The sequence below is a fragment of the Streptomyces sp. SID8352 genome (genome assembly GCF_009862265.1).
In the GTDB taxonomy this organism is placed as follows: domain Bacteria; phylum Actinomycetota; class Actinomycetes; order Streptomycetales; family Streptomycetaceae; genus Streptomyces.
In genome coordinates, this window is the sequence record NZ_WWGX01000104.1 from 295,669 (window position 1) to 308,101 (window position 12,433).

At 72.3% G+C, this 12,433-nt stretch carries 10 protein-coding genes; 3 read left to right on the plus strand and 7 right to left on the minus strand.

What is annotated here, in order from left to right; translation table 11 throughout:
* Positions 1–96: 96 nt before the first annotated feature.
* On the minus strand, positions 97–1,902 hold the full coding sequence (locus tag GTY84_RS31160) for a 3-hydroxyacyl-CoA dehydrogenase NAD-binding domain-containing protein (protein ID WP_161229748.1): 1,806 nt from the start codon (positions 1,900–1,902) through the stop codon (positions 97–99).
* Positions 1,903–2,305: 403 nt separating this feature from the next.
* On the opposite strand from GTY84_RS31160, the gene GTY84_RS31165 reads away from it, so the two are divergent.
* Positions 2,306–2,881, plus strand: coding sequence for an adenylosuccinate lyase (locus tag GTY84_RS31165; protein ID WP_161229749.1), 576 nt, complete (start codon positions 2,306–2,308; stop codon positions 2,879–2,881).
* 160 nt (positions 2,882–3,041) lie between these two features.
* Here the strand turns inward: GTY84_RS31165 and GTY84_RS31170 are convergent, their stop codons facing one another.
* Both GTY84_RS31170 and GTY84_RS31175 read right to left on the minus strand, forming a co-directional pair.
* A complete protein-coding gene (locus GTY84_RS31170; protein ID WP_161229750.1) occupies positions 3,042–4,628 on the minus strand; it encodes an alpha/beta hydrolase in 1,587 nt (528 codons plus the stop codon).
* Positions 4,629–5,071: 443 nt separating this feature from the next.
* Positions 5,072–5,296 (minus strand): hypothetical protein, encoded by a 225-nt coding sequence (locus tag GTY84_RS31175; protein WP_161229751.1) that lies wholly within the window; start codon positions 5,294–5,296, stop codon positions 5,072–5,074.
* Positions 5,297–5,701: 405 nt separating this feature from the next.
* On the opposite strand from GTY84_RS31175, the gene GTY84_RS31180 reads away from it, so the two are divergent.
* Positions 5,702–6,646, plus strand: a complete 945-nt coding sequence (locus GTY84_RS31180; protein ID WP_161229752.1) for a LysR family transcriptional regulator — start codon at positions 5,702–5,704, stop codon at positions 6,644–6,646.
* A 92-nt stretch (positions 6,647–6,738) separates the two neighbouring features.
* On the opposite strand, the gene GTY84_RS31185 is transcribed toward GTY84_RS31180, so the two are convergent.
* From GTY84_RS31185 to GTY84_RS31195, 3 genes are all read right to left on the minus strand, one after another.
* Positions 6,739–8,010 carry an MFS transporter gene (locus GTY84_RS31185; protein ID WP_161229753.1) on the minus strand — a complete coding sequence of 424 codons (1,272 nt, stop codon included), beginning with the start codon at positions 8,008–8,010 and terminating at the stop codon, positions 6,739–6,741.
* A complete protein-coding gene (locus GTY84_RS31190) occupies positions 8,007–8,627 on the minus strand; it encodes an isochorismatase family cysteine hydrolase (RefSeq protein ID WP_237532856.1) in 621 nt (206 codons plus the stop codon). The genes GTY84_RS31185 and GTY84_RS31190 overlap by 4 nt, the downstream gene beginning before the upstream one ends.
* Positions 8,628–9,193: 566 nt before the next feature.
* Entirely contained in the window at positions 9,194–10,726 is a 1,533-nt protein-coding gene (locus GTY84_RS31195; RefSeq protein ID WP_161229755.1) for an MFS transporter, read from the minus strand.
* Positions 10,727–11,159: 433 nt separating this feature from the next.
* Between GTY84_RS31195 and GTY84_RS31200 the strand changes: the two genes are divergently transcribed.
* The gene (locus GTY84_RS31200) at positions 11,160–11,792 is read left to right on the plus strand and encodes a TetR/AcrR family transcriptional regulator (RefSeq protein ID WP_345943586.1); all 633 of its coding nucleotides are present in this window, start codon (positions 11,160–11,162) and stop codon (positions 11,790–11,792) included.
* A 318-nt stretch (positions 11,793–12,110) separates the two neighbouring features.
* Here the strand turns inward: GTY84_RS31200 and GTY84_RS31205 are convergent, their stop codons facing one another.
* Positions 12,111–12,419 (minus strand): SCO5918 family protein, encoded by a 309-nt coding sequence (locus GTY84_RS31205; RefSeq protein ID WP_161229757.1) that lies wholly within the window; start codon positions 12,417–12,419, stop codon positions 12,111–12,113.
* Positions 12,420–12,433 lie beyond the last annotated feature (14 nt).

A 12,433-nucleotide genomic window follows, 5' to 3' on the forward strand; every position in this document is an offset into this window, starting at 1 on the left:
GGACGGCCCCGGCGGACCGAGCGGTCCGCCCCACCCCCCGGTGGGCCGGAACCCGCCGCCCGGCGGCCCGCCCGGGGGTGGGGCGGGCCCGGCGGTTCAGCGGCGGGCGTGCTCGCGGAAGCCCCGGCCCGTCTTGCGGCCGAGGCAGCCCGCGGCCACCAGATGCTCCAGCAGGGGGGCCGGGGCGAGCCCCGGATCCCGGAACTCGCGGTGCAGCGCCCGCTCGATGGCCAGCGAGACGTCCAGGCCGACCACGTCCAGCAGCTCGAACGGGCCCATCGGATACCCGCCGCCCAGCCGCATCGCCGCGTCGATGTCGTCCGGCGTCGCGTAGTGCTCCCCGACCATCTTCACGGCGTTGTTCAGGTACGGGAACAGCAGCGCGTTCACGATGAACCCGGCCCGGTCCCCGCAGTCCACCGCGTGCTTGCGCACCGTGGCGCAGACCTCGCGGACGGTGGCGTGCGCCTCGTCGGAGGTCAGCACCGTGCGCACCACCTCGACCAGCCGCATCGCGGGCGCCGGATTGAAGAAGTGCATGCCGATCACGTCGCGCGGGCGCGAGGTGGCGCGGGCGCAGGCGACGACGGGCAGCGAAGAGGTGGTCGTGGCCAGGACGGCGCCGGGCCGGCAGACCTTGTCCAGGGCGGCGAACACCTGCCGCTTGACCTCCAGGTCCTCGGCGACCGCCTCCACCGCCAGGTCGGCGTCCACGAAGTCGTCGTAGGCGTCCGTCGGGCGGATGCGCTCCAGGGTCCCGGCCGCCGCCTCGGCGGACAGCCGTCCCCTGCCGACCGAGCGGGCCAGCGAGGCGGCGACCCGGTCCCTCGCGGCGCGCGCCCGCTCCAGGCTCCGGGCGGCGAGCACGACCTCGTACCCGGCCACCGCGAAGACCTCCGCGATGCCCGAAGCCATGGTGCCCGATCCGGCGACACCGACCACGCGCACCGGGCGGCCCGCCACCGAGGGGCCGCCCCCCAGTGGTGTCAAGGCGTCCGGGACCACGGTGGCACCGCCCGGCGCCTCGTAGGTGTAGAAGCCGCGGCCCGCTTTGCGGCCCGTCAGCCCCGCCTCGCTGAGCTGGCCGAGGACCGGGGCGGGCGCGTGCAGCCGATCGCGGGTGGCCGCGTACATGGCCTCCAGGACGGTGCGTGCGGTGTCCACGCCGATCAGGTCCAACAGGGCCAGCGGCCCCATCGGCAGACCGCAGCCGAGGCGCATCGCGGCGTCGATGTCCTCGCGGGTCGCGTAGCGCGACTCGTACATCGCCGCCGCCTGGTTGAGGTAGCCGAACAGCAGCCCGTCCGCCACGAACCCGGGCCGGTCGCCGACCGCGACGGGCTCCTTGCCGAGGTCCAGGGCGAGACCGGTGACCACCTCGACGGCGTCCGGGGAGGTCAGCACCGAGGAGACCACCTCGACCAGCCGCATGGCCGGCGCCGGGTTGAAGAAGTGCAGGCCCAGCACCCGTTCCGGGTGGGCCGACTCGGCGGCCAGCCGGGTCACGGACAGCGCGTTGGTGCCGGTCGCCAGGATGGTCCCGGGGCGCACGATCCGGTCCAGCTCACGGAAGATCTCCTGCTTGACCTCGTACGACTCCGGGGCGACCTCGATCACCAGATCGGCGTCGGCCGCCGCCCGCAGATCGGTGGCGGTGCGGACCCGGGCGAGCGCCTCGGCGCGCTCCGCATCGGTCAGCCGCCCGCGCTCCACGGCGCGGGCGGTGGAGGACTCCAGCACGGCGAGGGCCCTGGCGGTCCGCGCCTCGCCGATGTCGATGCCGACGACGTCACGGCCGGCCACGGCCAGGACCTCGGCGATGCCGGTGCCCATGGTGCCGAGGCCGACCACGGCGACGGTGCGGGGCGGGGAGAGGGCGATGTCGGACGGGGGAGTGGCCATCACGGGACTCCAGGAGGGGATGACGACGGGAACACACCCCGGCGCGCGGGAGCGCCGGACGTGTGCGGGGGAGGGGGAGTGCGGGTGGGGGACGCGCCGATGCCCCGGCGTGTCCGTCCGTGCAGCCGGGGGCGTGTTGTGCGCCCGCCCGGCGGCCTCCGGCCCGGCCCTGTCCCGGGGCCATGCCGTCCTGCGGTACCCGGAGCGCCTGGGGCGCCCGGCGCACACCCGTGCTTGGGTACCGGACCTGCTCATGGCGGCCGCGTCACCGGACCGCCATGGGGAGTGCGTACGAGTGGATGACCCGCTCGTCCGAGCCTAACCGGCGGGTAACGAGCGCGCCAGCCCCCCGTGTTCGTGACGTGGCTCCCACGGCGGGTGTGACCGGCCTAACCTCGATGCCATGGACGAGGAGTCGCGCGCGCTCACGGAGCGCTTACGGATGGAGTCGGGCGGGACGGCGGAGTACGACCGCCTCACCGCCACCGGGGACCACGACGAACTGGCCGCCGTGCTCATCGAACAGGGGCAGCCCCTGTGGGCCCGCGAGCTGGCCGCGTTCCGGCTCGGCGCCGCGGGCGACCGGCGCGCCTTCGAATCGCTCATCCTGCTGCTCAACCACCGTGATCCGCCGCGCTGCGCCGCCGCCGCGTACGCCCTCGCCCGCCTTGGCGATCCGCGCACCGCCCGCGCCGCCGCCACGCTCGCCACCAACGAACTGCGCGTCGCCTACGCCCTGCATCCGGTGCGGCTGCTGGCCGAACTGCGCGCCCCGGAGTCGGTGCCCGCGCTCATCACCGCTCTGGAGAGGCGGCTCGGCCCGCGCGACCCCTACCGCCGGGTGGCCCTCGCCTGCGTCGAGGGCCTCGGCGCCCTGGGCGACGAGCGGGCCGTGCCCGTCCTCCGCGACGCCCTCGCCCACCCCGCGCTGGCCGAGGCGGCCGTACGGGCCCTGGACCGCATCCCGGGGCCGCGCTGAGGACCCGTCGACGGCGTGGCCCGTCGGCGGCTGCGGGGCCCGTCGGCAGCGGGGGCCGGGACCCTGGACCCGTTTGCCGGGTACGGGAAGCGGGCCGGTCGGCCGTTCCCGAGCCGCCGGCCCGTCCGGGGCTCCCGGCAGGATCCCCGTGGCCGGCCGGTCAGCCCCGGACGCCGAGCAGCCCGTGCAGAGTGGAGCCGCGCGAGGAGGCGGACGCCGTCTTCGCCGTCAGGGGCTCGGGTTGGGGCGCCGCCGCGCACACCGCGTCCGCCTCCCCGCCCGCGCCCCGGCCGCGCGGCACGGTCCCGTCGGCGAGGTACGCGGCCAGATGCCCGTCCAGGCAGTCGTTTCCGCTGAGGGTGACGCCGTGGTTGCCGCCGCCCTCCTCGACCACCAGATGGGAACCCCGCAGCAGGCGGTGCGTGGTGACGGCGCCCTCGTACGGAGTGGCGGCGTCACCGGTCGCCTGGAACAGCAGGGCCGGGGGCAGCGCGCGGTTGGCGACGTCCACCGGGCGGCGTGGCGCGGTGGGCCAGAAGGCGCAGGGCGCGTTGTACCAGGCGTTGTTCCAGGTCATGAACGGTGCCTTCAGGGACACCTCGGCGTTGTCGGCGCGCCAGGTGCGCCAGTCGCGCGGCCAGCGGGCGTCGGCGCACTGCACGGCCGTGTAGACGCTGTAGCCGTTGTCCCCGGCAGCGTCCTGGGCGCCGAGGGCCTCGTACATCCCGACGAGGGGCCCGGTGTCCCCGTCGTTGACGTAGGCGGCGAAGGCCGCCGCCAGGTGGGGCCAGTAGCCGTCGTAGTAGCCGCCGGGCAGGAAGGTGTCCTCCACCTCCGCGGCGCCCACCCTGCCGTCGGCCGGGTGCTCGGCCAGCGCCTCCCGCATGGCGTACCAGCGCGCCCCGATCCGGTCCGGGTCCCTGCCGAGCCCGTACGCGGCGTCGTTCCGGGCGATCCAGGCCATGAAGGCGCGGTGGCGGTCCTCGAAGGCGCGGTCCTGGTTGAGGTTGGCGTCGTACCAGACGTCCGCCGGGTCGACGACCGAGTCCAGGACCAGGCGGCGCACCCGCTCCGGGTACAGCCTGGCGTAGACGGCGCCCAGGTAGGTGCCGTACGAGTAGCCGAAGTAGTTGATCCGGGAGGCGCCGAGGGCCGCGCGGATCGCGTCCATGTCGCGTGCCGCGTCGACCGTGCTCATGTGCGGGAGCAGCTTCGCGTACGCGGTGCCGCACGCGTCGGCGAAGGACCTCGCCCGCGCCAGGTTGGCCCGCTCGACGGACGGGGTGGCGGGCACGGACCCGGGCCGCACCGGGGCGAAGTGGCCCGGCGCGCAGTCCAGGGCCGGTTCGCTCGCGCCCACGCCGCGCGGGTCGAAGCCGATCACGTCGTACTGCGCGGCCACCTCCCCGGGCAGTGAGGAGGCCACGAACCCGGCGAGTCCGCGTCCGCTGCCGCCGGGGCCGCCCGGGTTGACCAGCAGTGGGCCCTGGAACGTCCTCGCGGTGTGCGGGACACGGGTCAGCGCCAGGGTGATCCGCTCGCCGCGCGGGCGGGCGTGGTCGAGCGGCACGGCCAGCGAGGCGCACTGGAGCGTCGGGTGGCCGTCGGTGCCGCACGCCTTCCAGTCGACCGGCGCGGGCGTGGCGACGGGAACGGAGGTGGACGCTCCGGCCTCGGCGGGAACGGCGGTGAACGAGCCGGCCACGAGGGCGGCGGCGCCGCAGAGCAGGGCTGCGCGGTGTCTCATGGAGTCCTCCCCAGGATGCGGGGGCGAGCGGTCCGCGGGGTCGCGGCCCTCGCGCATCGTCCCGGAACGGGCCTCCGGAAGAACCTGATCCCTCCTCATATGACCCGATCGGGTCGCGGAATGCCCTCGAACGCGCGGGAACGGACCCGAACGGCCTCGGGTGAGCGAGAGCTGAACCGGTCCGGTCGGCGTGCTCCGGTCAGCCGCCGCCCCGTCCCGCGTGCACGCCTTGCATCCGCCGGAGGCGCGGTCGTATTCGTTGGCGGAGTCGGCGGAGCCCGCGACTGCCCGGTGCGATGAGCCGCCTGACGGACAAGGGTGTTCCGGAGGCGGGGCGGTTCCGTTCCGGTTCGGGCGACCCGCACTGGACTGCCCCGACCGGTGTCGACGGGACGGAGAGAGCCCATGGTCCGTGCCGCGGCGAACCGGGCCGTTCCGGGGCGTCACTTGGTGTTGTGCACGATCCAGCTCTCTCCGTACTGCCACGTGCCCTGCGCGTCGTACACCTGGATGTCGCATTCCAGGCGCTCGGGAATCAGCGCGGAGTAGTTGTTGTCGATATCGACCGCCACCTGCCCCGTGGCACCCAGATCCGCCCCGGTCACCGTTCCGTAGCATGCTCTGACCTCGTACTCGACGATTTTCCCCGCCTTGATCTCGTCCTTCACGTTCTTCTCGGCGTAGTGGAGGTGATTGGAGTTCCCGGTCTTCGTCAGCGGGGTGAGATTGCTCAGGGTGTTACCGGGCCCGTGCCCGGGTGGCCTGCCGCCCCGAGGGTCGGCCGGTGGAACTTCTCGCGGGAGGGTGCGGGCCGCCGCGTCACGCGATCGGACCGGAGCCGGCCGGGGACCTGGACGGGCAGGCTGTCCAGCAGGTGCCGCTGAGCAGGTCGGCCGGACACCATCTGACGGACACGACGGATCCCCACCGCGGTCAGCGCCACCGGTCCCGCCCCGGCCCACCCTCACGGCGCGCGCGGCACGCGAAACCGTGACCTGCGGCAGACCACAAGACACCCGCGGGGAAGTAGGGTCCCTATCAACCAAGCCGAACATGACCGAAGCGGGGCATTCGTGGACCTTGAGGCCCTTCACTCCTTCCTCGCGGTGGCCAAGCACCGGAGCATCTCCAAGGCCGCCGCCGGCCTCTACGTCACCCAGCCGACGATGAGCCAACGGCTGCGTCGACTGGAGGAGAGCCTCGGCTTCGCCCTGTTCGAACGCGGCTGGACCGGGGTGGTGCTCACCCCCCAGGGGGCCTACTTCCTGCCCTACGCCGCCACGCTCATCCGCGACCTGTCGAACGCCTCCGCCGTCCTCGGCACCAAGGACCCGGCCCGGCCCCGCAGCTTCGACGAGGTCGCCGGGCACCCGCACAAGGTCATGTTCGGCGTGGACAACTGGCTCTCGGAACGCTCCGTGCGGGCCGTGGTGAGCACCGCCCTCGGCTCCTACGGCGCCGACGAGTTCCGGATCACGAGCCGGCCCGCCACCACCCTCATCGACCTGCTGGAACTCAACCAGCTCGACGCCGCGTTCTTCTACTCCACGGAGTCCGACCACCCGTTCCACACCGAGGTCATCGGCACCGAGGACATGGCGCTGGTCCACCCGCCGGGCACCGTCCTGGAGGAGCACAGCGCCCCCGCCCTGACCGAGCTGCTCTCCCGCTACCGGTTCGTCCTCTTCGACAACCCGGTGCTCACGCACCACGCCCGCATCACCACGACCCTGATCGAGGACTACAAGATCTCCCGCTTCCACGTGGTGGACGACTACCGCACGATGCACGCCCTCATCCGGCTGGGCGAGTGCATCTCCGTCGTGCCTACCGGGGTGGTCCTCGCCGACCGGGAGCGCTGCGGCACCGACCTGCCCGCCACACCGCTGCCCGGACTCCTGCCGGAGATCAACGTCACCGTCGGCATCAGCGACGCCGGACGCGACCACGGTGTGAGCGACGATTTCGCCGCGTCGATCGCCCGCTTCCTGGACGCCGAAGCGCCCGGAGCCGGGTGACCCCGCGTTCTCACGCGGGGCGTCCGGTCCGGGCGCCGGCCCCCGGGGAAAGGGGCCCGGGGACGGGGTACGAGGACGGGGCGATGGGCCGGTCAGGCTCCGGCGGGCGCCTTGGCGACGGGGTCGGCCGGGTCGGCGAGGTCGGCCTTCTTCGGCGCCGTCTCCTGGAGGAAGGACGCGGCGACCACACAGAGCACCAGCCCGCCCAGCGCCAGGTAGAGGACGGTCTCGATGCCGTGGTTCTGCGCCAGGTATCCGGCGACGGACGGGGCCACACCGCCGCCGAAGATCTCCGCGACGCCCATGACGGTGCCGGCGGCGGCGCCCATCAGCCCGGCGGGCACGGACTCCACGGTGATGGTGCCGGCGAGCAGGGCCAGGCAGCCGTTGGCGCCGAAGGCGATGAAGAACAGCAGCAGGAACAGCAGCGGCACCACCGGGCCCTGGAAGATGAAGCCGACCAGCATCGCCATGGCCATCAGCAGCGCGGCGACCACCACGGGCTTGCGGCCGAACCGGTCGGAGAGCCCGGGGATCACGAGCTGGCCGGCGAAGGCGCCGAATCCGATGCCGGAGGCGATGACGCCCATTTGGGTGGTGCCGATGCCCTGGTGGTCGACGAGATAGCTCGGCACCATGGCGCTGAGCACGAAGATGCAGGTCATCGCGCCGCACAGGGCCAGGATCGCCAGCCGGATGTTGCGGTAGCGGAAGACGTCCAGCCAGCGGGGCTTCTCGCCGGGGGAAGCGGCGACGATCGTGGATTCGAAGGCGGGGAGCTGGTGCGGCTCACGGATGGTCCGGAAGACGAACCAGGCCAGCACCAGTCCGGGCAGCAGCATGATGCCGAAGACCCAGTGCCAGCTCGGCAGGATGCGCAGGAGCTGGGTGGCGATGATGGGGCCCAGACCCACGCCGAACAGGGCGAAGGTGCTCTGCTGGATGCCCATGTTCAGCCCACGCCGCTGCGGACGTGACGCCTCCGCCGTGGCCGCCACCGCCGTCGGGGTGAAGGCGCCCTCGGTGACGCCCATGATGACGCGCACCATCAGCAGGCTGAAGAGTCCGCCGACCAGTCCGGTCAGCAGCGAACAGACCGAGAAGAACGCGATTGACGCGACGAGGATCTTGCGCCGTCCCAGCCGGTCGGAGAGACCGCCCATGAGAAGGGAGGAAGCGCCCCAGGCAAGACCGAGAACACCGATGATGTTCCCCAGGTCCTGATAGTCCAGCCCGAGTTCCTTCATCATCGAGGGGAAGAGCGGACTGATGATCCAGCGGTCCAGGCCTACGAGACCGAATCCGAGGGAAAGCAGCAGTACCGCGGAACGCTCATAGCGGACGTCGTACTCTTTTGTCGTCATGCCGCTCTTCCTTCCGTGTTTTCGCGGATCTCAGCGACCAGCTCCCGGGTCCGGAGAACCCGGCCGAAGAAGGTGCCGATGTTCTCCTCCGTGGCCTTCTGCGCGGCCTCGCTGCGCGCACCGGTGGCGTCCGCGACGAATGCGACCTTGAAATCGCGCATGTACGCGCTGCGCGCCGTCGAATCGCAGCAGACCTCGGTGAGGGTGCCGATGATGATGACCGTGTCCACCTGGCGCAGGCCCGAGATACTGGTCAGCACCGTCTCGAGCGGAGTGTTGTGGAAGAAGTCGTAGCGGTGTTTCGGGATGACGACGTCCTCGGGCTCCGGCGTGAGGTCGTCGACGATTTCCACCCCGGGCGTATCGCTGCGCATTCCCGCGGTGAGCAGCGCCGGGTTGTAGGTCGATTCCAGCGGTGACACGTTGAACGTGTCGAGAAGGACGTGCCGGCTGTAGACGACCGGAATTCCGGCGGCCCGGCACTCGGCTATGACCTCCTGCATCTGCGGTATCCGTCGGCGTGCCATCGGCACCTCCATCGGATGCCCTTCCAGAACGAAGTCGTTCTGCATGTCGATCACGAGCAGTGCCGTGTTCTTCGGATTCACGCGCCACATCGCGTTCAACGGGTGGACTCCTCTTGCGCTGCGAAATGCGGAAGGCCCAGATCTCGGCCCCGGCTGAGTGAGCCCTGAGCCTAACCGCGAAGCGCGTTCCCCCAGTCATAGGAATTCTTTATACCGTCCGGAGGCCCGGGGACGACCGGGGCCGGGCGCCCGCCCGGCCCGGCGGCGGATCCCGGGCCGGGCCGGGCGGAGAGGGGAGAGGGGAGAGGGGGGCGGCGCCGTACGGACGACGCACAGGGGGCAGCGGAGCCGGAACGACCGTGCCCCACACCCACTCATCGTTCGAGGCCGGGAGGCGCCCGATCAGGGGTCACCGTACGACGCGGCCCGGGCTGCATCCCCCGCGTCACCGCCGTCGCGGTCGTGCACATCGTCTCCCCGCCCGCTGCCGGCCGGTCGGCGGCGGCCAGCGCCTCCCGGCGGTCCCGGCCCGGCGCAGGGCCCGCCGCGAGTACGGGAACCGGTCAGGTGTCCTCGCCCCGACCGAACCCTGATGGGGTCGTACGACGACGTCGTCGTGGAGCCGGCGGTCTGGGAGGCGCATCGGAGGGAACCGGTCAGGGATGGGTGCGGGGCCGCCGCAGTGCCGTGGCCACCAGCAGTGCGCCCGCCGCTGCCAGTGCGGCGCAGACGATGGCCGCGATACGGGTCTCGTGGGCGAAGGCGGCGAAGGCGCTGTCGCGCACGGCGGCCCCGGCCGAGTGCGGGAGATCCGCGGCGAGGTCGACGGCACCGCCGAGGGTGGCGGCTGCCGCCTCCAGCTGTGCCGGGCCGAGTGAGCCGGGGGCCGTCGCGGTGACGTCCGCCCGGTAGAGAGCGGCGCCGATGCTGCCGAGGATCGCGATGCCGAGGGCTCCGCCGAACTCGGCGGAGGTTTCGGCCATGGCGGAGGCGGCCCCGGCTCGTTCGGACGGTGCGGCGGAGACGATCACCTCGGTGACGACGGCGGAGACGGCGGCGATGCCGATCGACACGATCCCCATGCCTGTGACGATGTGCGGGGCGCCGCTGTGCGCGCCGGTGAAGGCGAGCTGGATGAACCCGGCCGCGGCGATGGTCAGTCCGGCGGTGATCACCCGGTCCTTGCCGAAGCGTGGAGCGGCCATGGTGGCAAGCGCGATGCCGACCGGCATGACGAGGAAGGTGGGCAGCGTCCACAGGGCTGCCGTGAACGGCTTCATGCCCAGGACCAGTTGCAGGAACTGCCAGCTGAACAGGGAGAAGCCGACCATGCCGAAGGTGGCGAGTGCGTCGATGCCGAGAGCCACGCTGAAGCGGCGTTCGCGGAAGAGCCCCAGGTCGAGCATGGGGTAGGGGCTCCGGCGCTGGTGGCGCAGGAAGGCGTGGCCGAAGGCGGTCCCCGCGGCCAGGGACAGCAGTGCCGGAGTGCTGAAGCCGTGTTCCGCACCTGACTTGATGCCGTAGATCACGCCCAGGACGGCAAGGAGGGAGAGGAGGGCGCCGGCGAAATCGAAGCGGCCGGGAGAGGGGTCGAGGAACTCGGGCAGCAGTAGCGGGCCGAGGGCGAGCAGCAGTGCCATCACGGGGGTGTTCACCAGGAATACCGAACCCCACCAGAAGTGGTCCAGGAGGAGGCCGCCGATGATCGGGCCGAGTACCGCGCCGCCGGCGAAGCCGGCCGTCCACACGCCGACGGCGGTGGTGCGCTGCTTCTCGTCGTGGAACATCGCGCGTATCAGGGAGAGGGTGGAAGGGGCCAGCGTGGCACCCGCGACGCCGAGCAGCATCCGGGCGGCGATGAGCGTCTGCGGGGTGGTGGAGAACGCGGCGAGGGCGGAGGCGAGGCCGAAGGCCGCAGCTCCGCAGAGCAGGACACGGCGGCGGCCGAACCGGTCGCCGAGGGTACCCATGGTGATCAGCAGGCCGGCCAGCATGAAGCCGTAGCCGTCCATGATCCACAGCAGCTCGGAGCTGCTTGGCCGGAGGTCGGCGGTCAGGGTCGGGAGCGTGGTGAACATGATGGACATGTCCATCGATACCAGCACGCAGGGCAGGACCAGGACGGCCAGCCCCGCCCACTGCCTGCGTCCGGCGCGTGCGGGCACGCGGTCCTTCACTGTCCCGTTCATCGGTCCGCCTCGTTCTCTCGGCTCATGGATCTGTGCGTCGGCCGGGATTCACCCCATGCGAAGGCTTCGCTCCGAACGGCCGCGTACAGCATACGCGAGAGTGTAGAAAGTCAACGAAGGCTTTAAAGATGCGAGGTGGGCGCCTGGATCCTGTTGCGCTAGAATTTCGTCACGACCTGGCGGTGTGACGAAAAGGGAGGCCGGGATGGCGGCGGAGGGAGACGGCGGCGGTACGGCGGGCGGTGCGCGATGCGCCTGCTGCGGCACGTCGTTCGACCACGCGGCGCGAGGACGTCCGCGCCAGTACTGCTCGCGTGCCTGCCAGGCACGCGCGTACCGGGCCCGCAGCGCGGGGTACGGCGAACCGGACGGGCGCCCCGGCCTTCCGGGGTCGGCCTCCGGCGCGCCCCCTGACACCGAGTCCCCCCTCTCCGTGGACCGGATCGTGGGCGCCGGGATCGGGATCGCGGACGCCGAGGGGCTGGACGCGCTGTCGATGCGCCGGGTGGCAGAGGCTCTGGGGGCAGCGACCATGTCCCTGTACCGGCACGTTCCGTCCAAGGACGAACTGCTCGCACGCATGGTGGAGGCCGCGCAGAACGAGGCTCCTCCGCCGCAGACCCCTGCGGACGGCTGGCGTGAAGGGCTGAGGCGGGCAGCCCGGCGGGACTGGGAGCTCTACCTCCGCCACCCCTGGATCCTGCCGCAGGTCATGATGTCCACCCGTGGCCGGCTCGGTCGGGGAGTGGCCGCCGACAGCGAGAGCGCGCTCGCGTCCTTCGACGGGCTCGGCCTGGAGCCTGCGGAGGCGTTCCGTCATATGTTCACGTTCGCCTCCTATGTGCAGGGGGTGGCCCTCACCCTGGTCGCGAGTGAAGCCTCCACCGGGCCCGGCACATCGACTGGGCCTCCGGACGACTTCTCCGACTTCCCCCGCCTCGCCCGGGCGATGGCCGCGGGTGCCCGGCCCTGGGATCTGGAGGCCCGGTTCACCGCGGGCCTGGAGACCGTCCTGGACGGCATTGCCGTCGCCTTGGCGCGCGGAGGTGGGCGCAGCGACCCCTGACCGGTCCCGCGCGGAGGCGCCGAGCAGGCCGAGGACGGCCGGTGTCGACTCCGAACTCGTCGACTGCCCGACCGCCGCCCCGGCCGGAGCGGTCGACCTGCGCCGCCAGGAGCACGAGGGTCGGCACCAACCGCCCGGCCCCGGCCGGAGCCTCCAGCGGTGGCCCGCCGCTGACCCGTCGGCGGGACGAGGACGGAGCCGCCGCTCCAGCGGTCGTGGACGCAACCGGCCCCTCCCCGGCCTCAAGGCCGGCGGAGGGGCGAGGGCGTGGGGGCCGCCCGCTTGAGAGCGGCGATGGGCGACCTGTGCTCGCGGCGGTTACGTGGATGCCGGGGTTCCCAGCAGGGCTGCCGCCGTCTGGAGCTTGGTGAGGGCCGGTGCCGGGGTGGCTTCGGGGGCGGGGCGGCAGGTGAAGCCGAGGCGGCTCATCGCCCGGGTGACCTCGGCGGCGGAGAAGTCACGGCGATCCTGCCCGGTGAGGACTTCACCGACCTGCTTGACCGGGTAGGTGCGACGGCCGATGATGACGGACTCACCGGTCACGGCCTCGGGTTTGACGTCCTTCATCGATTCCAGCACTTCGCTCTTGATGAAGTTGAAGGGGAAACGGGCGATGACACAGCGCATGATGCCTCACAGGT